The 22772-nt window shown below is 43.3% G+C and carries 10 protein-coding genes; all 10 read right to left on the reverse strand.

Annotated elements, in window-relative coordinates; all coding sequences use genetic code 11:
• Positions 1-22: 22 nt before the first annotated feature.
• Positions 23-577: an RNA polymerase sigma factor gene (locus tag RE317_RS13890; RefSeq protein WP_005844675.1), complete on the reverse strand. Its 555-nt coding sequence runs from the start codon at positions 575-577 to the stop codon at positions 23-25.
• A 186-nt stretch (positions 578-763) separates the two neighbouring features.
• Complete coding sequence (locus RE317_RS13895; protein ID WP_005844678.1) at positions 764-3850, reverse strand: DUF6298 domain-containing protein; 3087 nt, start codon at positions 3848-3850, stop codon at positions 764-766.
• A gap of 1 nt (position 3851) precedes the next feature.
• Positions 3852-5534 (reverse strand): hypothetical protein, encoded by a 1683-nt coding sequence (locus tag RE317_RS13900; protein WP_016270407.1) that lies wholly within the window; start codon positions 5532-5534, stop codon positions 3852-3854.
• Positions 5535-5733: 199 nt separating this feature from the next.
• Positions 5734-6402 carry a DUF3826 domain-containing protein gene (locus RE317_RS13905; RefSeq protein WP_005844681.1) on the reverse strand — a complete coding sequence of 223 codons (669 nt, stop codon included), beginning with the start codon at positions 6400-6402 and terminating at the stop codon, positions 5734-5736.
• 24 nt (positions 6403-6426) lie between these two features.
• Positions 6427-8160, reverse strand: coding sequence for a polysaccharide lyase (locus RE317_RS13910; RefSeq protein WP_032945000.1), 1734 nt, complete (start codon positions 8158-8160; stop codon positions 6427-6429).
• A 168-nt stretch (positions 8161-8328) separates the two neighbouring features.
• Positions 8329-10338: a RagB/SusD family nutrient uptake outer membrane protein gene (locus RE317_RS13915; RefSeq protein WP_008667374.1), complete on the reverse strand. Its 2010-nt coding sequence runs from the start codon at positions 10336-10338 to the stop codon at positions 8329-8331.
• A gap of 20 nt (positions 10339-10358) precedes the next feature.
• Positions 10359-13814 carry a TonB-dependent receptor gene (locus RE317_RS13920; RefSeq protein WP_303266275.1) on the reverse strand — a complete coding sequence of 1152 codons (3456 nt, stop codon included), beginning with the start codon at positions 13812-13814 and terminating at the stop codon, positions 10359-10361.
• Between the two features lie 29 nt (positions 13815-13843).
• Positions 13844-14728: a sugar phosphate isomerase/epimerase gene (locus RE317_RS13925; RefSeq protein ID WP_011965812.1), complete on the reverse strand. Its 885-nt coding sequence runs from the start codon at positions 14726-14728 to the stop codon at positions 13844-13846.
• Positions 14729-14893: 165 nt separating this feature from the next.
• Positions 14894-19297 (reverse strand): two-component regulator propeller domain-containing protein, encoded by a 4404-nt coding sequence (locus tag RE317_RS13930; protein ID WP_032938978.1) that lies wholly within the window; start codon positions 19295-19297, stop codon positions 14894-14896.
• Positions 19298-19422: 125 nt separating this feature from the next.
• Complete coding sequence (locus RE317_RS13935; RefSeq protein ID WP_008667368.1) at positions 19423-22047, reverse strand: glycoside hydrolase family 2 protein; 2625 nt, start codon at positions 22045-22047, stop codon at positions 19423-19425.
• Positions 22048-22772 lie beyond the last annotated feature (725 nt).

Genomic DNA, 22772 nt, shown 5'->3' on the forward strand with positions numbered 1-22772 from the left:
ACTCACCTGAAAACTTAAAATATTATCCTACCAATTCCCTTAATCTTGTAATACCTCTATGCATCAAATTTCGTACCGACTGGTAATTCATATCCATAATGGTACAAATATCTTCATATTTCTTCTCTTCTATATAATATAAGGTAAGTGCCTCACGTTGGCGCGGAGATAATTGAGCCAACAAATGTTTTACTTTTATATTTTCAAAACAACTTTTTTCCTTTTCCAAATATTGATGTTCTACATCATCACCTGCTGCAACGGGATTCAGTTCCTCAACAGCCGTTTCCGACATGAACATCCGTCTGCGAAGTTCATCACATAACTTGTTTTTCAAGGAAATGAGGAGGTATGATTTGAAGTTGTCAATGATACCCAATTCAGCCTTCTTTGTATACAATTTTACAAAGACATCATGAATGCAGTCCTTCAACAATTCTTTGTCAGTAGTTAACTTACATCCATAATTAAATAGAAGATTAATATGCATATCATATAATGTAGAGAATGCACTTACATCTCCCGATTGGAAAGCGGTTACCAAGCAAGCTGTCTTATCATTTAAGTTTTGTTCCATCACAGTATACTAATTATAGGTTGTTTTGATGATGATGCAAAACTAGGGAGGATACGCTACTTTTTTAGGTAATATTTGATTATTGGACCGAAAAAACAGATAACCTGCTGAAAAACATATATGCTAAATAATACAGATTTTCATTAAAAAGGAGAACCAAAATAAGTCCGGTTCTCCTTCCATGTACTAAATTCTATGAAACCAATAAATACAATCTTTGTTTTCCTCTGCTTTAAGCATATATATATCTTTAATATTCAATCGTTTAGCAATCACCGTTATTGCTCCGGTCTTCGGATCAACAGACTTCAATATGTATTTCCCAGGTGATAAATGAACAGGAATATCTGTTGCAGAATGGGAATAAATGATACTTCCAATACCAGATTTTACCAGTTTCTGATACTTATTTGTACCAGTATCCTCCATATCCATAGCAGCCGCATCAGTTAAAAAGCTTTCATCGGCAACCGGAACAACCGAGCAAGAGCCACTTGCCATGAAGACAGCCCAAGCCATATCCGGATAATTCTGCGCATAGTAAGTAACCGCTTTTTCCGGGAACTTCTTACGATATTCACTCACCGCCCGATAAGCTTCATCAAAAGTAACCTTACCTACTTTCATTTTACGGGCATGCTGACGGGGAGCCAGGTTCTTTCCACCTTCGGGAGCATAAAGACCATCCACTTTATAGTGCCAGTAACGAATATCAATAATGTCAACTAATTTCGCACGCTGCGTATCATTCAGAATGGCATCTTGAACATCCTTTGTCGCACTTAACGCCACGGTCGCTTTCTTACCGGTTTCTTTCTCCCACTCTCCTATCACATCCAGCCAGAATTGTACAAAATGCAACGGACCGGTAAACTCCGCACTGATCAGTTGTACCACATTTGCATCATCGGCAAAATTATCCAAGCATTGGCGAATATACTTTCTATGAAACTCACGACGTACCGGATGACTGATATCATAAAACATATCCGCTACAAAGATACGTTTGTCACCGGCAAAAGGAACAGGTTCAGGCATATCGGTCTGATTGATATTATTGGCCGACCGCCAAGGACAGTCTACCCAATGTGCTCCCGCCTCCAAGATATTATGCTGGAAGTAATTCTCATGGAAAAGCAAAAGACCTTTCTCCGCCCCTTTTTCGGCAAACTGCTTCAACCGGTTCCAATACCATGCATTGGGACGGTTCAAATCATACTTGCTCAATCCTTCCCAAGCAGTACCTTCTCCACTGCGGGCAAACGGTTGTTCGTAGAATGGCCCCCACACATCTCCATCACGACGACGGACACGCTCATGATCGTCACGACGACGCTCATACCACAAACCGTAATTATGATCTAAAACCAAAATCTGATTCTTCACCATATAATTCACCGTAGAATCAATTCTATCCGTCAGCCCAAGTCCTTCGCGTCCCGGCACGAAACGGGTAACATGTGGCTTGGCTTTAGACAAGAAGCTGGTCCTCAGTTTCCCATTCCACCAAGGAACCTCCTGCCTGCCGCCTACCAGTAACCGGCCATCCACCTGCATACGTCCATTAATAATGGCAAACAGATGATCCTCTTTTTCCTTATATATAGGTGTCTTGAACTTCAAATCTTCTAAAGATTTCAGTTTTCCGGAAGACACACTGGCTGTATAAGGTGCTTCCTCAATCCATTTTTGCATAGTAAGACGGGGAGTATAAGCTTCCTTTGCCATCTCCATTGCCGCTTCTACGGTAGGACTGCTGGTTGCGTTGGTAGCCCTGGGAAGAATACGTGCCTGGTCAGAACAATCTTTATTCAAACGTGCCGCCAACTGTGCATAAAACAAGCTGCGGGGATGTACGTGATTATTTGATTCCGCCCATTGGCCGTCACCCGAGAATTGCGCCCAACAACCGTATGCACGGTTTACCGCATCTCTTGCCGGTGAATAACACTCTATCCCGGCAGCTGTACATTGCCAGAAAAGACTGTTGCCTGTATTCCAACCGGCACCATTTTTATCCTGTCCCAAATTCTTAAACACCAAATCATGGCCATCAATGTTTACCACATCAAATAATAACCCGCAAGCCCAGGAATCAATAGAACCGCTGAATCCTAACGACTCTTCCGAATCACACTGTACAAAAGCATTCGGACCTGCCGCACAAAATCCGGCTGAGAAATCATGAATACCCTGTTTAGAATAACAACGCTGAAAAAGTGTCTGCTGCCCCATAGTATAAAATGTACTGCGACGCATTCCACCTATCTCTGAAACAGGTTCTGTGGATACACAATCTTCTACAGTTGTTTTAGAGCCGGTACGCTGTACAATCACAGCACTTCCTGCAAAGTGCTTAAAATTTACCCTGCGCACCCAACAGTTTTCGGCATTTTCTATAGATACCCCCGTCCAGCAATGATCCTCATCTTTAGGATACTTCTTATCATAGTCAGAAGCCAATGTCAGATTCTCCAAACCTGCTTCTGCGATTCTGCCCGGCCAACTATAACGTAACACTTTGACAGTTCCCCATTTATTATCCAAAGCCATTGTCAAAGGAGCATCCAAAGTCAATTGGTTTCCATCCGCCTTACTTACCGACCTATCCCAAACCAAATCCATCTCTCCTTCTTTCCAGCCCAAAGCGGAAATACCTCCGCCAAAAATATCACAACCGACAGAAGCAATCCATTCTTTCGTAGAGGGGCGGACAATCCGGACCCGCTCTCCGGAAACCAGCTGTACATTATTGGTTACCTGAAAAGTACAAGTATTTACAGGAACGTATGATGTCAACACATCCAAGGTATCCGTAACAGCCAAATCATTCCGCCCTTCAATATAAAGCAAAGCTCCTCTGTCCACTCCCTTTTTCAACAATACGGTCTGTTCCCTGTCACTGCCGCGCAGCACGACTCCCGACACAGAAATACGCAAGCTCTCATTCAATTCAAAAGTTCCTTTATCCAGCAAAACAGCCCCACGAAAACCATTTTTATCCAAAGCCAATGAAGATACATAGTCAATGGCGCGCTGAATACGAGAGGAATTATCCCCAGGCTTCCATGAAACAAAAACGGCATTCGCCACATCAGGTATAGGGTATTCCGAGTTACGGTAACCGCAAGAAGAATAATCTAGAATACGGTTTCCGCGTTCATCAGTCACATAAGTCAGTTTTTCTTCCTTCACCTGTAAAGGAAAGGTTTGCGCAGAAATCCGCGCAAACCCCAAACTTAAAAATCCAAATAATAATAACTTATAATTCATTTTACATCAAACTTTTACGTTTTGCCAAAGTATCATGATTGTTCTTTATATCCGTCCAATCCACTTTCTTTGCAGGATCTATGCCATTAATGTATTTTTCAATATTGGTATACCCGTCGCCATTACAATCTTTCACCGCATCACCCGGATCATTAGGATTGAGTCCGTATCTCACCTCCCAGACATCCGGCATACCATCACCATCCGTATCAACCACAGGCGTACCTTTATATTCGGGCAAGCCACCTACCTGACGGGGATCTGTAATGATACCTTGTTTATAAGAGTCAACAGGAAGACGTCTTTTTACATAAGTACTAACGAATTCAGGAGCGTCTTTCACGTAAATAGCTTTCCCTGTCTTCACCGTCTTCATCACACGGGCATCCACCGCATCCCTTTTAGGGAAAGTAGCCCCGGCATTTTCCAATACATAATTATAGGCAGTTTTGGCATCCATAATAGTCACATGGGGCATTGAGAAAGGCTCGTTTACACGAATTTGATCTGTAAACTTCCCTGCGTCCGGCATATCGTACACCTGCACGCCGCCATCCCAATTATTCTTTGTCACACGCGCATTACCTTCCACTACATTTCCGGCTACATACGCTTTACCAAATGTATCCGGTTTCTTCTTGTCACGACTTGATTCGGGTTTCACAATCCGGTGGGCAATCGGCTTATCTTTCGGAGTGATAGGCCCCGGTTTAAAATAATTATTAATAATATTCAAACGGCTGGTTTCATCTCCCCCGTCAACAGAACGGTTCCACCAATTAAAAGTCACATTGTTTACCAGATTAAAATCCTCATTCATGCCAATGGAACAGTTACGGCTGATATTGGATGCGAACAAGTTACGGCAAAACATACTGTTATGCCCACCTATAGTCGCCCCGAAAGCATGATTGTAACAATCCAAAGCTTCCGAAAAAATAGAGTTCTGAATAGTTATGTTGACAGTAGGAAGCTTCAGACCATGCCCTGTGGAATCGCGATTGTATACATGGCGGTAAACAGACATGTTTTCATCCAGTCCCCAACTGGCAGAGCAGTGATCGATAATAACATTACCCACACAGTTACCTCCCAAAGCATCATCCCGGAAGAACACATCCTGCGCCCCCCGACGGAAACGCATATGGCGGATAATAATATCATGCGTATCAAGCAGGAAAGAGGCTCCTGTTACACAAACCCCATCCCCCGGAGCTGTCTGACCTGCAATAGTGATATACGGAGCACGGACGTTTATAGGGGTTTTCAGCCGGATAACGCCCGAAACATTGAATACAACAATACGCGCGCCACCGGTCTCACATGCCTCACGCAATGTTCCGGGCCCACTGTCGGCCAGCGAATTGACCACAATTACTTTTCCTCCACGTCCACCGGGAGTATAGGCCCCTCCCCCTTCTGCCCCGGGAAAGGCAGGTATGTTGCTCTTTATTAAATCCTCCGGTTTGGATGCCCATGGTTTATAAGGACGTCCTTGAACAGCCTCAGACATTACTACAGGTAATGCTTTCGCCCATGCCTCATCCGATTTCCGGTCTATTTCCTTTTGTTGTTCTTCTCCTCTGATTTTTACCGAATCAGGAATTACAGGATACTGTGCCGCCACAGGCAACACACATGCAGTCAATGCTGCCACTGCAAATAGTTTCTTTAGTTGATTCATTTGGTCGCTAAATTATTATTTTTTCTATAACTTCGTAACATAACACCCTGCTTTTAACATGATTCAAACACACATTGCGAGTATTTCTATATCAAAGACGGAACAGAAAGCCTGTTGTACTCTCTATCCGCACATAAAAAAAGAGCTTGACACCGTTTCACCGGGCAAGCTCCTTTTCCGCTTTTCAATAAACATTAATTTATATCTTTCCTCCACGTGCCTTGATACGTTCATACCAAGCCTTACGTTCTTTCACTAAATCATATCCCCGCTTAGAGAGGTAATTATTAATCCGGCCTTTGTATTTGCCGAAAGCAGCATGTTTCTTATTTGAATTTTCAGCATCCATGGCAAATTCACGGGCTTCAACAAGCCATGCCATAATCTGCGCTTTCTCTTCTTCTTTCAAGGTAGGAATCATGTCAACCGTAGCTTTATAAGTTACCATTACCACACCATAAGTCATGCCATCTTTCACTGCATCTATCTGCTTGGCATCCAAATAGAGCGAAAGATCGGCCGGGAAAGCGAAATGAGTACGGTAAAGCGCCGCATCCTTTTCAGCTTCGGCAGCTTTAACGGCTTCTTGTTTCGCATCGCCCGTCAGGGTTTCTTTTGCCAGCTTCACTTTGGCATCGCGCGTTTCGTATATGTCATTCAGTTTAAAATAACGGTTGGCTATGATAGTTGTCACTTCACGGGCGGCAACGGTATCTGTCAACTCCAGTTTATCTACAATCTTCTGCGAACGTTTCACAATAGATTCCACGTAAGCCGGATCGCGGCCTTCACGGTCCAAATCCACTGCTCCGGCGGTAATGACTACCGCCATGAGCAACAGAAACATTATACCTGACTTTTGTATCATATCCTGTCTTCTTTCCTCCGTTTATTACATCAACTTTCCTTTAGAAGCCAATGTATCATAATTGTTTCTCAAATCAGACCAGTCAATACAATTTCTAGTGCTGATACCATTAATATATTTCTCAATATTTGTATAGCCGTCACCGGTACAGTCCTTATTAGCATCCGAAGGATCATTAGGATTCAAGCCATTTGCCTTTTCCCATTCATCGGGCATACCGTCACCATCCGTATCCACATACGGAGTGCCTTTGTATTCCGGATATCCCCCCATCTGGCGGATATCGGTGATGATACCCTGTTTATAAGAATCTTTCGGCAAGCGGCGATATTTAAACTGTCCGTCTTCTCCCATTGATTTAGGAGCCAGCCCGGTCAAATCACCGTTAGCATCCTTGGCCATCTTCTTATCATAATAAGGAACGCCTGTTCTCACTTCCTCTACAATACGTTCATCCACAATATCACGGCAAGGAATGTTGGCACCTGCATTTTTCAGTACAAAATCGTATGCATCATGTGCAGAAGTAATGCGGATGTACGGCATTTCAAAAGGACGGTTGCTACGCATATTCTCCGTATATCCATCTGTATTCGGCTGAGTTTCAATCTGGATACCACCTGCCCAGTTGTCCTCTGTAATGGCAGGATAGCCTTCCATAATATTACCATCAGCATAAACACGGCCATACACTTTATGATCCAATTTGCTTCGTCCCGCTTCGGGTTTCAGGATGCGATGCCCCACAGGAGTATCTTTCGGAGTGGCCGGTCCCGGTTTATAATAGTTGTTTATCATATTGAACATAGCGGTATAATCGCCACCGTCCGAAGAGCGATGTACCCAGTTGAACACCACATTGTTTACAAAATTGAAAACACCATTCCAACCGACGGAAGGATTACGTCCCGAATTACTTGCCCACAGGTTACGCATAAATGCACAATTCTCACCACCTAAAGTGCTGCCGAATGCATGATTGTAAGTATCCAGCGCTTTTGCCGAGATAGTATTCTGTATGGTAACATTTACGGTAGGCAGTTTCAGATCTTTTGATTCATATTGTCCTTCGCTGGGGTCGTACATATGGCGATAGAAAGAAATGTTCTCATCCAATCCCCAAGTACAAGAGCAATGGTCAATCATGATATTTCCAATCGGGTTGCCTCCGAAAGAATCGTCACGATGCCATACCTTTGTTTCGCCGCGGCGGAAACGCATATGGCGTACCACTACATCATGCGTATTTACCCAAAAAGACTCTCCGGCAATACATACCCCGTCACCCGGAGCTGTCTGTCCTGCAATAGTGACATATGGAGCCCGGACGATAATGGGAGATTCCAATTTAATAATACCTGAAACATTGAAGACAATGATACGTGCTCCACCTGTCTCACAAGCCTCACGGAAAGAACCGGGACCACGGTCATTCAAATTAGTCACGGTAATCACCTTACCGCCACGACCGCCGAAACTGTACATACCTCCTCCTTCAGCACCGGGGAAAGCAGGAATTCGTGCCTGCGGCAAATCGTATGGACGGGAAGCCCACGAAATATACGGACGACCTTCTCTCGCTTCTTTCTGTACAACAGACAATGCTTTTGCCCAGGCTTCGTCAGAGCGGCGACGTTCTTCACTCATCATTTTCTGGTAGGCTTGCTTCGCTTCCTCAGTCAACTGGGGATACTGGGCCATTGCCACTGGAGCAATAAAAGTAGCCATACACAGTCCTAAAAACATTTTTCTTTTCATACTTTATTCTTAAAAAATTATATCTGTGCTATAAGTAAGTTGGAATTTATATTCCGTTCTCTTTTTCTTAACAATTATCTTTTTCAAGACGCACTTTTCGGGGATATGTACTCAAAAATGCTTGTATCTGTCATAATAAACTAGCAGATATAAAACTATCGTATTAAATTATTTCCTAGCATCCAATGTGCCTTCTGATTCATAATAATCCAACCATCCTTTTGATTGTTCCAACCACGGATTCATATTCAATACATTAGAGGGCAGACCGGACAGGTAATAGTTTTCCTGCCATGAAATTACTGCTTCCTGACCATTCACATTATCTACCGGAGTTTCTCTATCCTGTAAAACAAAGTGCTGGCTCCAGAACTCTCCCAACCTATTCATTTCGGCTTGTAAGTCTGCCGCATTATCCACATCTACAGGCTCAAAATCAGCAATGACAGAAACAAGAGGATCTGCCTTTCCGTCATAATCCTTCACTTGTAAATATTTACCCACACGGGCAGTACCATTTAACGGCTCAATACCCAAGGTAGTACAGGTGGTATTGTTATCACTTGCATCATCATTATACAGCATCCAACGCCATAAATCCCAATAACGCTTACCCTCATAAGCTAATTCCACCTGACGCTCACGCAGACAAGCCTTAATAGCTTCATTCTTATCGGTAATCGTTCCCAAGCCATAATTATTGGATGCAGGAATACCTACACGGGCACGAATTTCACCAATTGTTTTCACTGAATTACTTATATCCCCCGTAGCTGCATAACATTCTGCAAGGTTCAACAACAATTCAGCATAACGATATTCGTATACATCAGTGCCATCCCATTGATATGTGTTTGCACTATTTTCAGCCGGATCGGACATTTTACGTACTATCGCCGGACTGCTGCCTTCATTTTCCGTGTAATAATGCAACTGAGAACCATCTTCTTTCGTTTCACTCCAACGATAATTCCAAACTACGGCATCTGCATCCTGATCATATCCCCATTTCGCTCCGGAGAAAGTAAACGTATAATAGAAACGCGGATCACGATTCTTGAAGAATAAAGAACGGTCGTACCCGTTTATCGCCTCACCGTCATCATTTACAGCTTTGGAACCATCCGCCATCGGGAAAATATCCAACATACCCATAGGAACATGATAACCGGAACCACTGCCACCCATTGTTTTCAAACGGATTGTTTTCTGCCATCCACTATGTTCATCATTTTTAGAGGTAGAGCTAGCCAACAGTTTGACCATAATCACCTCCTTACATTCCTGATTGTCAAACTTGTAGAACATTTCATTCCAGTCTTTGGCGGAATTGCCATACAAACCATAACCTTCGCTGCTCAAGAAAGCCTGTGCTTCTAGAGTAATATCCAACGCATCTTTCCAGCGTTTACTGCCTGTATTATTCCAATCTGCATTAAAGATAGGGCTTGCAAATACCAGCGCCACGCGGCTTCTGTATGCCAATGCAGCTTCCTTGGTCAACCGTCCATACTGGTCACTTCCCCATTCTTTACGAGTGGGAAGCAGATTCGCAGCCTCTTTTAAATCACTCAAGATCTGGTTGACACATGTTTCCACACTTTCACGATTATAATCTTTAGCTCCCTCACGGTCGGCCGCCATAAGCACTTTATTTACCACAGGAACAGCTCCGTATACACGTACCAAATCAAACAACTGCATGGCACGGAAGAAATAAGCCTGTCCTTTCGCTTTTTTTATGGCAGCTTCCGACAAGTCCTGACCATATTTATCAACTCCTTCCAGAATTTCATTGCAACTGCGGATACGGCTATATGGATCATTCTTTATATTCGTAGCCAGATTACTGCCAAAATAAGTTTCACAGTCCGTAGCTTTTTTCAAACTTCTGGAAGCGTCAAATTTCTTCTCGATACCCCATTTCTCCTCCGTATAAGTTGAATAGTCATTCCAGTTACCGGACAAGCCGTATGACTGTGGAGGGGTCATACCCGACTTATAAAAATAGTTATAATACACATTCTGAATATATAAGTCCAAATTAGATTCGATGCCGAAAGTCTTTTCCGGTGAATAACTGTCATACGGATTCATATCCTGCAAGAACTGGTCACTGCAACTGCTAAATGCCAATCCGGCTGCCAATAACACAGTATATAATATGCGCTTTTTCATATCAATGATTCTTTTTAATTTTAGAATGATACATTTACTCCCAACGACCACGTTCTCAATGTAGGATACAATGAAGTTGTTCCACAATACATATTACGATAATGATCGGGATACGGGTTATAGAAATCCCATAGATTATTACCTGTCAGACTTAATTTAGCCGACTGGATCTTTAAAGGTGACAACCATGCCTTAGGCAGCGTATAACCGATACTTAAGTTACGGATATAGCAACGGAACGTACTGATAGACCAAAAATCAGACGGTGCAATTACTGATCCTGATATTCTGTTGTCTAAACCTAAATTAGGATATTTCCCCGTCGTATTATTTCTTTCATCAAACATATCTTTCCAGAATGAGTCCGGTGTCCAAAGCATATCCCCACTGGATGTTGTGATTTTATTGACGTCAATCTGGCGATAACCACCCCATGAAGTGGCAATCATCATATTAAAGCTGATACCTTTCCATTCCGCCCCCAGTTTGGTGGTAAAACCATATGTCTTTCCACTCTTATTCAGTTTGGCATAATCCTGGGTCTTGGCAATACGTCCGTCGGGCCCCGACTGCGTACCATCCTCATTCAATACGCCACCCAAATCCTGATAAGCCAACATACCCGGTTTTAACTGACTGGCATCTTTTACGCCCAAATATTCCGGAGAAGTGCCTGCGGCTTCTGCATTGGCCGATAAATAGTTCCAATAATTCTCAATATCATCACTGTTCCGTAAAATACCATCTCCGGAACTTGTACCTCTCCATACTTTATACCCGTATGTAGGGAATATAGTAGAAGCACCCTCTCTTACAGAATTTTCCTGTATATAACTCGGAGCAGACTGGGGCCATTCTCTTACCCTGTTGCCATTAAATCCAAAATTCACTCCGATATTATATTTCACCTGATCTATTTTATCGCGCCAATTCAAAGAGAATTCACTACCAAAAGCATCAATACGCCCAAAGTTCACTTCTGTCAAAGCACCTCCTGCAAAAATAGGAGTACCTATGATACCACCGATATTCTGATTCAAGATGTCAGAGTTTATATCATAGTACACATCCACAGTCGCACTTAAACGGTTATTGAGGAAACGCAAATCAAAACCAAGATTAAATTTATCGGTATTATCCCAATGCGCATCAGGATTAGGAGTCGCTCCCGGCTTGATACCCGTTTGCAGGATACCACCGTTAGAACCGAATCCATATCCTCTACTAGGATCCAATGAATAGAGTTGCTTCCATCCCCATGCTTTGATATTATCTTTACCGGTACGTCCCCATGAGAAACGTACTTTCATGTATTCAAACCATGACGGCAGCAACTTCTTCATAAATTCTTCTTCCGAAGCTACCCACCCCACGGAAACACCCGGGAAGAAGCCCCAATAATTGGCCGGAGCAAATTTAGTGGAAGCATCGCTACGGAATAGGAATTGGAACAAATACTTATCGGCATAATTATAGCTTACACGACCTAAATAAGACAAAGAACCCTGTTTGTATTTATATGTAATAGAATTACCTGTATCCATCGCTCCCGCACTTGGCGAAGTACCCAAATAACCATCCGGGTCAGGGTTATTAAACAACATCCGCTTGGAATGCATATAAGCCTGCATTTTTTCCACTGCAGCCATGGCGGCAATGCTATGCTTGCCAAACTTTCCTTCATAATTCACATAGAAGTTCAATTGCTCGTTTTTAGCCATCTGGTCTGAATATACCACACGAGTGCTTCCCGTAAATTCTTTTAATTGATAATCGGAAACAGACGGATGATCGCTATAAAAACGATTTCCGGGTGTCAATGCATCGCTTGCTTTCAGATAAGCCAACGTAAATGGCATAAATGCCTGCTCACTATCACTGGCACTACGCTTCAACGCATAGCTTCCCTTGAATGAAAGACCTTTGATAAACGGAACGGCATAAGTGACGGAGAAGTTGGCATCATAACTGAAATTATCATTCGTGGAATAAGAACCGTCATTATTCTCCATAGCAAAATAATTCCATGTACTCATTTTATTGCCCGATGTTGCATTACCCGCACTCGAGTAACTATTCAACAAAGGAGATGTATAATAGGTATTACCATCATCCAATGTTATCTCCCATGGCAAATAATTCGGCATATGAGCAAGAACCAAATAATCACCGGATTCACCGGGCTTAGTTCCCCCATAACCGTTCAAATTGCTTAAACCTTTGGTAAAACTCGATGTGGTTTCCTGCTGGTTACCCGCTATGGTTGCAGAAAATTTCAAATCGGAAGTCAATTTGATATCCACACCTGCACGGAAGTTCCATCTATTATAATCCTGTTTTCCAAGATTCGCCCCCTGAGTATAGTAAGAAGCACCCGCAAAATAAGTAGCTTTCTCGCTACCGCCACTTACATTGACCGAATGGTTCATTGTAAAAGCGCCGGACCAGGCTTCATCCAGCCAATTGTAATTCAAGCCATCCATCTCGGCCAGTTCCGCTTCATTATAAATTTTATTCATCCAGTTTCCATCCGGATCCATACTTATCTTATTATTGGCCAAATTAAAGGAATTGGCAAAACGTCCATAAGCTGCTCCTTTTAAGGTTTTAGGATGTCCCACTGCATCATTAAATCCGAATTTACCTGAATAATTGATTTTGGGAGCTCCTGATTTACCTCGTTTGGTCTTTACAATAATAGCACCTTGCGAAGCACGGGAACCGTAAATGGCAGCACTGGCATCACGAAGGACTGAAATACTTTCAATTTCAGAAGGATCAAGGGCATTGAAAGTTTCTAATGTCGGAAGACCGCTGTTGGCATCTATCTGAATCACATCATCGATTATGACCATCGGATTAGTACTACCACCATCTTTAGAATACGAGAAAGATTGACGAATAGACATAGTTGCCCCTTCACCCGGACGGCTGTCACCACCACTGATACTCAAACCAGGTATCTGTCCCGCTAGCGCAGCACCCAAATTCGACACCGGCAAATCTGAAATTTCCGAAGGAGTAATAACCCCGATAGATCCTGTCACATCTTTTGCTTTCTGAGTACCGTAACCGACTACAACCACTTCGTCCAGCATTTTGGAATCTTCCTTCAGCACCACTCTAAAGTCTTTTCCTTGTTTCGGAGCAATCGTTTGCGGCACATACCCCACAAATGAAATGACAACCTTCTTGCCCGAAGGGACTTGCAAAGCAAATCTTCCGTCAAAATCAGTAATGGTACCGTTTGTAGTTCCTTCCACCACCACACTGGCACCAATCACCGGTTCACCAGTTTCATCAACCACCTGTCCGGTGACAGTTTTAGTCTGTTGCACCGACTGGGATATAGGAAATCCTGTCTCAGCGGATACTCCCTGAACGGAAACTCCTGTCAGAAACAGACTGAGACAGACCACTTGTGTCAAGTTGCCAATCTTGTCCAGCTTCTGAAGAAATGCATTTTCTTTCTTCATAGAATCATTTTTAAAATTAAAATATTATCTTATTTTTCTTGTTGAAATATCTGTTTCAGATAAGCGACATTCGTCCCGAAGTTTTTCTTTACATTCCGGACTTCATCCTTATTCCGTGACCGTTCAATGACCAGCCATCCGCTCCACCCCATCTTATCAAGGGTATGCTTTACGGCATTCATATCCAGACGGGTATTATAAGGAAGAGTAACCCCGTCTGTATCCGTACAATGTATCTGACAAATCCGATCCTTTCCCAATTTTTTCAACTCTTTACAGAGGTCGCGTCCATTTTCCAACGCATTTTGAAAACTATAATAAATCTTTATACCTTTCGAATTAATTTCTTTCAACAGTTTTATATCCCCTCCGGCGTCCAAAGGAGTACGGATACCTATCACTACTCCATCTTTCACTGCCATTTCTCCCACTTCGTGCAAACGGCTTACCAACTCCTGACGTGCATCACCCGCTACTGTCCAGTCCTCTTTTATGCCGCCTAATGGAAGGAAAGCTACTTGGGCCCCCATCACCTTCATCGTATTCAAACAATCCTGCACTAAAGCTTTATAATTATGATGAGTCAAGAAAGATTGTCCAAAGAATCCGGACATCGCCACAGAAGGGACTTCAATATGCTGTTCCTGTGCTGTTTCTTTAAATAATTTACAGAAATGGGGCTGGTGGAACTTATTATCAAAAGTATCCCGTTTTCCCAAGCCTCCCATGTCCATTTCTATGCCATCACCTCCTAGTTCCTTCATCAATTGAAAAGAACCGATCTTCTGACGCTTTAGCATCATCCAGTCACACGCAGCTATTTTATAGCGTTGTTTTCCCTCTGAATTCTGTGCTCCCAAAGGCAGTAACATAAACAGGAGCATGATTAAACTGATAATTTTTTTCACATTCATCGTAATCTAGTTATTGTTTAGAATTAAGACGAATCACAAAAAAGTATGTAATCACTAAATCTTAATAAAGTCCAAAAATAACTTAGCAAACAAATAAGACAATCCCGCAAACACGACGCTCGCCTACATCTGTTTACGGGATTCCTGCTTTATAAGGTCAAGAAATCAACCTTTACGCCATTCATTCATATATTCCCTCGGAGTCTGATCATATTTCTTACGAAAACATTTACTGAAATAACCGGAATCCTTGAAGCCCACGGCAAAAGCTATTTCTGAAATACTCATATCCGAGTTTTTAATCAACTCTATTGATTTATTCAGACGAATCTCTTTCACTAAATCCACCGGAGCAAACCCGGTCAGGCTCTTTAACTTCTTAAAGAAAGCCGAGCGGCTCAGCCCGATAGTCGATGCTATAGTATCTATATTAAAATCACTATTATCCAGATTCTCTTCTATAACCTGATGAATCTTTTCAATGAACTGCACATCTTTCTTCACCAGGAACTGTTCGTATGTATCCTGTTCCTCCTTATGTTCTTCGGGCTGCTGCCATACACGTTCACGGAACAATTTACGTTCATTCAGCAACTGTTCGATACGTGCTACCAGATAGTCTTTGCTGAAAGGTTTGATGATATAGGCATTCGCTCCCATGCTTATCGCTTTGGTCTTCGCTTCATCATTACCTTTCGCCGTCAGGATAATCACCGGAATATGACTGATCTGGAAATCTTTACGGATGCGTTGCAACATCTCTATTCCATCCATATTCGGCATCATCTGGTCGGTGACTACCATGTCGGGATGATAAAGATGTACTTTCTTCAGCCCCTCCACACCATCATTGGCCATATAAATATTGAATTTATCTTCCAATTGCAGCTTCAACATATTGCATAAATCCTTATTATCTTCTACAATCAGCACGGTAGGCAAAGACGAATCGACAGGCTGTTCTTTCTCCTCCTCGCTTTCCTTGCCGGCAGAGGCAGAAACAGATTCAGCCTCAGGAACACTCACCGTTTCCCCGCCCATATAGAAATCGACTTCCGACGGTTTGTAATGCTCCTTACCCAGTTGCAATTCAATGGTAAAGACCGCTCCCTTCCCTTCAGGACTCTCTGCATAGATTTCCCCATGATGCAGACTGATAATTTCCTTAGACAAAGCCAATCCGATGCCCGTTCCCTGATAATAAGCGCCACGTGCATTGTCAGCCTGCGAGAAACGCTCGAAGATTTCGGAAAGCTTGCTTTGGGGAATCCCCACACCGCTATCTTCCACCCGTACATAACAATGCCTGTCATCATCCGACACTCCCATCGTGACATAAATATTTCCCCCGGCAGGAGTGAACTTGAACGCATTGGAGATGATGTTGCGGATCACGATAGCCACTTTCTCCTTATCCGCCCATACCATGATATCCTCACCGGCCAGCTGGAACGTGAAGCTGACTTCATTTTCTTCGGCCATCACCCTGAATTCTTTCTCAAAAGAGTCTACCATCTCATTCAGGTTGAACAACGACACATGCAGACGCATCTTGCCGTTCTGTATTTTACGGAAATCCAATATCTGATTGACCAGTTGCAGCATCTGTTTGGTATTCTTTTCCATCAGATCCACATATTGCATTCCTTTCTGAGATAGTTTCTCCTTTTCTCTCAGTTCCTGAATAGGCCCTTGGATCAGAGTCAGCGGAGTACGCAACTCATGCGAGATATTGGTAAAGAACTTGATTTTCAATTCGGACAATTTTTGTTCGATATACACATCATTCTTCACCTTAATCATGAAAAGAGATAATTTTATAGCCACCAGCAATAAGGCTACGGCTATAATCATATAGATAACATACGCCCACCAACTGGCCCACCAAGGCGGCAGAATGACAACGGTCAACTCACGGAAAGACTCCAAACCGGGATTTGCCTCATCCAGTGTCTGTACTCTGAAAAGATACTTACCGGGAGGAACATTGGTATAGGAAGCTATACGGTTCTTCCCGTTATAGTGCCATTCTTTTTCATATCCTTCCAAAATATATTTGTAAGACACACGGTTCTGATTATTATAGTTCAACGCCGCAAACTCTAAAGTAAACATGGACTGGTTATGATTCAATGTAATCCGGTCTGTATAGGTAATGGACCGGTCAATAATGGGATGTTCCGTATAGCTGCGTATATCCCGGTTTGATATCTGACATCCTACAATGAATGTATTATAATCGACCTTTTTCGTTTCCAATTTATCGGGAGAAAAGGTCAGGATACCCTCTTTACACCCCAGCCAAAGTTCTCCGTCCAGCGTTTTCAGTGCGGTGTTTTCTTCCATCACAACCGGAGGAAAGCCATCATATTTGTCATAGTTACGCACCTGGCTTGTCGCCCTGTCAAAACAAGAGAGTCCTTTTTCCGTAGCAAGCCAAAGGAAACCGTTATCATCTTCTATAATAGACATCACCACATCATTATTCAATCCGTCTTCCCAGCCATACGATTTAAATGAAAGCTTATGCGTTTCCTCATCATATCCCGACAATTTGCTCAATCCTCCACCAAACACGCATACCCATATCTGAGAGAACTCGTCTTTATAAAGCGCGTACACATCGCTATCGGCATAATTTACCCGGTTGGCACCACGGTAGGTTTCAAAATCAATCTGCTCCACTGAGGCAAAGTTGTTTTTAAAAGACATCAGCCCGTCCATCGTACCTACCCACATACGCCCGTCATTATCCTCTATCATATTTCTCACTTCCATATAAAGGCCATACGTAGGATAGTTCTTGAATCCGTTATATTTATTCTTAAAAGTGACTTCCCCATTTTCCTCACAAAGCAGATTCAATCCTCCGTCCAAAGTACCCACCCAGATACGTTTCTTTTCATCCTGATAAGTGAAATACACATCATTCCCGCTGATTGACGACAAATCAGACAAATTATGCAGATAGCGTTTAAAACGGAAACCACCTGCCGCTTTCTCATCAGGAACAGCCTTCACCAATCCGTCGCCTTTGGTAGAGAACCAAAGGTTTCCCTTGTCGTCTTCCATGATGTGATATACATTACCTATGTGCTCGTCACCTGTCGAAAAAACATGTTTGGTTACACCGTTCCGATCCATCCGATACACACTCTGCCAACGGGTGCCCACCCAGATATCGCCACTTTTTGATTGGAAAAGGGCTCTTACCCCTATCGTATAATTTTCCTGCCCGGCTGATTGCGGAGACAACGAAAGCAGATTGAATTGCTTCTTGGGGAAATTCATGCAATACACCCCTTCATCGGCAGAGGAAAGCCACAATACCCCGTCATTATCCAACATCAGATGATAAAACTGCTGATTTGCCCTATCATTAGAAAGTTGTTTCAACTTATTAATATAAACCATCTCCGCATGTTCCCTGTCGAACAACCAGGCCTCTCCTGCCGGAGACAGGAAAAAAAGCCCTCTTTCACCGGCATCTTCCGAATACAGGGTGGTTATCTTGCCGAACATGGTAAACGGAAACCGTTTTGCGGTATGGTTCAACGGATCATAATAAATCAGCGCCTTCTCATTTTCGTGAAACCATATTTTATCATACTGGTCTATGAATGCATGAGTAACCATAGCGTCATTCATTTCAGTATTTATCTTTTGCAACCTGCGCTCGGCCAAATCATATTCGTATGTACCTTGTCCGGCCACACTGAGATAGACATAACCTGCCGGAGTAACCAGCAAATTGCTGATCGCACCTTTTATTTCGGAAAGTACATACCGGTTTACCAAACCGGTCCTTACATCGATACTGTAAAAAATACCCGCACGATCTCCGACCCATACCTTCCTGCCATCCTCAAAGAAACTGGTAAAACTATCCTTGTCACCGGAATTAATCTTACTGGTTATGAAATCGGCAGGCCGGGATGCCAATTCCGCTCCTTTATGCACGGCAGACACCTTATAATCAGTTCCTATCCAACTGATATATTCCTCCGTTTCGCACAGGACATGGTGTTTCAGTGTATAATCATGCTTGTTTATCTCGTCCCGAGAGTCGAACAGAATCTTGATAGTTACCTGCCCCTTTTCATCTACCCCGGCCAACAACAGATTTTTATCTTTGGTCAGCAACAACACATCCCCCTCGGCCGTATTTTGTAATTTTATCACCTGAATATTCTCCGAATAGTTCTTCATGTCATCATAAACAGCATGAAAACATTCGGTCACTTTATTGAAGACATACAACTTACGGTCAATGGTCTTTACCCATATATACCCGTTTTTATCCTCGACTATGCGCTGGATCTTACGTGGCGGCACATCCGAATCGTGCTCCTGTTTATTGAATGTTTTAAACTTCACTCCATCGAAACAACATAAGCCATACCAGGTTCCGAACCAGATAAAGCCATCTCTGTCTTTCAAGGTACAGTTTACCGTATTATTAGGAAGCCCTTGATCTACAGAATAATGTTCCACAATCATATTCACATTATATGACCACAGAGGAAAGCTTGTCAGGCAACAAAGTATAATAAGTATATATTTCTTCATAAGTATTTAGTTTTCTTCAAACCGAGGTCAAAGATAAGAAAAAATCCGTTGGTACTTAAATTGAAATTAGTTAAATACCAATTATTGGTTAGATTGGAACGAGATAAATCCGCGTTCCATCTATATTACTTCTCCGTACCGAATTCAGTTTGCTGTCTCTCCACCTCCATCAATACTTTTTGCCTTTCCTCTTCTGTCAGCACAACTTTCCCCGCCATTCTTTCTGTTCTAACAGAGCTTCCGGCCAGTCCTGCTCCGGCTGATTGGGCATCCGTCTCCTCCTCCGTATAACAGAAAGGCAGTTCTGACGGAATACTTCCTAATTCTATTTCCGTAGCAACCGGCGCATTCGTTCCTTCAAACTGCACATGGGCCTTCACCTTTATTTTGCCGGGCTTGCGGGTAGAACGGATCAATACGGGAGCAGAGCCAAACTCCACCGTGCGCGGATTGGCATTGATAGAGGCATCCCCTATAATTCGTCCTTCACCTTCTACAGTAAAGACGATATTTTCTTTTGCCAGACGACGCACATTACCGCTATCATCCATCACTTCGGCCACCACTACGATAAAATCCGAACCGTCTGCCACCAATTGCTTTCCTTCCGTATCCACATACATACGCAACTTCGTGCTGCGGCGTGACGGCATCCGCTTATAGGTGCAAACCACTTTACCGTCTATAATTCCTTCTGCCACCATATTTACTTTCTGCCAGTTTTTTTGCTTATAACTATACTCGCGTGCTTCCCAGAAATCCCATACATCCTTGAATATCACCGGGGCATTAGGCATGTGTCCCTGCGCATGAACAACCGGAAGCGTCCGGCTCTCAGTACCGTCATAGACAGAGAGACGAACCGAGTCACAATTACTGAACACCACCACATCGGCATCCGAGAAAGGAGACATCTCATGGGCGATAAACACCATAGGGCCACATTCCGCCACAGGATGCTTCAATGTCGCGGCAGACTGGCTGCGAAAAGCATAATAAGCGTATTTAGGCTGACGGAACGCATCATAAATGCCCCCGAAATACGGATCGGGATGATACCCCCGCTGATGGTCAAAAGGATGCCATTGCGCCCCACCGACAAACTGCCCTGTAGTGCGGTACATTTCATCATAACTCTTTGATAATGACAACGCCTGCACCAGCAACGGGCGTTCCCCCCAGCTACGGCTGGCACGGTTATTATTATTATGTGCATACCAGTCATCCACATTCTCGCCAAACTCACGAGTAAAAATACATTGTTCCGGACGGTCTGCCTTCTCATCATCTCCCGGCCATCCGTACACCACATCATAGTTTTCCGCCACTCCTTTCGAATGAACATCGGCTGCCGCTACAGGGCGTCCGGGATAAGGAAACTCCTCCCGTGTAATCCGTAACGCCTCCAGTGCGAAATCGCGCGGATAAGGCGTTTCATTCAAAATAGGCTCCCACATCAGCACACTGGGATGATTGCGGTCCCGGCGTATCATCTCACGTGTATTCCGATGTACCAGCTTTGCGAACTCCGGATTTTTATTCCAATATTGCCATCCCGGAGTAGCCACAATAACAAACAGCCCCATTTCGTCGCAAGCATCCATGAATGCCGGATCTTGCGGATAATGAGCTACACGGATAATGGTACATCCTGCATCACGCAAGCGTTTGGCATCCCTCCATTGCTGGCTGTTGGGCAGCGCATTACCCACGTATGCAAAATCCTGATGACGGTTCGCGCCGACCAATTGACCAAAAGGCTTGCCATTCAACCAAAAGCCATCCTTACCTTTAAATTCCGCTTTGCGGATCCCCACACGTGTCACTCCCCCATCCAACACTTCATGTCCGGCTTTGACACGAGATTGTATCCTATACAAATAAGGCGAGTCAGGAGACCATAACTTAGGATTGCGAACTGCAAACTGTTGCCGCACCGTCTTCGATTCCCCTGCTTGCAGCTTCACCTGTTGCGAAACCCGTTTTACGGGAACATCGCCGGCATCCGCCAAAACCGTCTCCACGGCTACGGTACGCGTCTGCTTTCCACTGTTATGCACTTCCGTATCCACATACACTTCCGCTTTTTTCCCGCTTATATTGTCAAAATGCACAAAAACTCCACCTCCGGCCACCTTATCGGCCTCCAAGGCATCTGTAATAGCTACACTTGATTTTCCTATCATCCACACATCCCGGTAAATTCCTCCATGATAAGCGAAATCCAAGGTATATTGACGTTTTCCCGGAGGAAAATTCTTATCATCACTATTATCCGTCATCACTGCCAGCAAGCAACTGTCTCCGGGCTGTACCCCCTGTTCCGTCAGTTGCACAGTGAAAGGAAGGTATCCTCCCAAGTGCTCTTGCACCCTCTTGCCATTTAAATAAATCACCTGTTTTCCCATAGCTCCCTCAAAATGAAGCGACACCTCTTTTCCTTTCATATCTTGAGGAATCACAAAATGTTTCCGGTACCATGCCACACCCTGATAGTTACGGCAACCGCTTGCCTCGGCAGGCATCAGTTCCACAGTATGCGGAACAGACACTACCTGCCAGGATGTATCATCAAAACGTACGGCTTCCGCGCCTTTTATGTCTCCACGATGAAAGCGCCATCCGGGATTGAAATTATATACTATTCTTCCGCTACCGGATAAAGGGATGAATCCGGCTACAGAGGTTTCCATTTGAGCTTGTGCCAACACAGGCAACAGGCACACAAGTAAAATAAACAGTTTCTTCATAATTATTACACTATCTGGGAAAAGAGACGGACCGGCCGTCCGTTTGTACCCGTTCCTTTTGAAAAAAGGTCTTGTTGTTTTTGAAAAAGATCCAGACATTTAAAAAAAAGGTCCTGATGTTTGGCGTCAAAGACAAGGTTCTTTTAAAAAAACGTCAAGGTCTTTTTATACAAAGAACAGGTCTTTTGAAAGGAATTACAAGGTCTTTTCACCAAGCTTTCCAAGGCTCAGGGCTCAAAGGCTCACTTAGGCGGTATTTAAGCCCAAAACAAGCTTCAAGAAACCTAATAATGCGCTGATTTTTAATTAATTACAATAAAAAGAAGGGGACAAGACTATATTCTGAAAAATAAAATGAATAATATAATGAGCCCCAGACATACACGAACGCATCCGACATTTACCGGAAAGAAAAATGTATAAATAAAAGAAACTTCTATTGACATCATCACTTGGTCATTCCGGGCATCGTGAAAAATCCGAATGTGCCCCATATCCATTGATCCGGCCATTATGAATAAAACCCGGCAAAAAACAAGCCTGGTCAAAGCAAACACAAATTCTATAAAACGACAGACAAAGTCAAGACAATCCTGAACTTTCCAAAGACCAAAGAATAATATTCAACCCGCACGTTTTGTCCCACCAAACAGACTGTAAAGCAAACACTTACACATCTACCAAGGTTTAAAATACCGCATAAGTGAGCCTTGAGCCTTGTGAGC

It is taken from the genome of Phocaeicola sp. GP0067 (genome assembly GCF_031119655.1).
Lineage (GTDB): Bacteria > Bacteroidota > Bacteroidia > Bacteroidales > Bacteroidaceae > Phocaeicola > Phocaeicola vulgatus.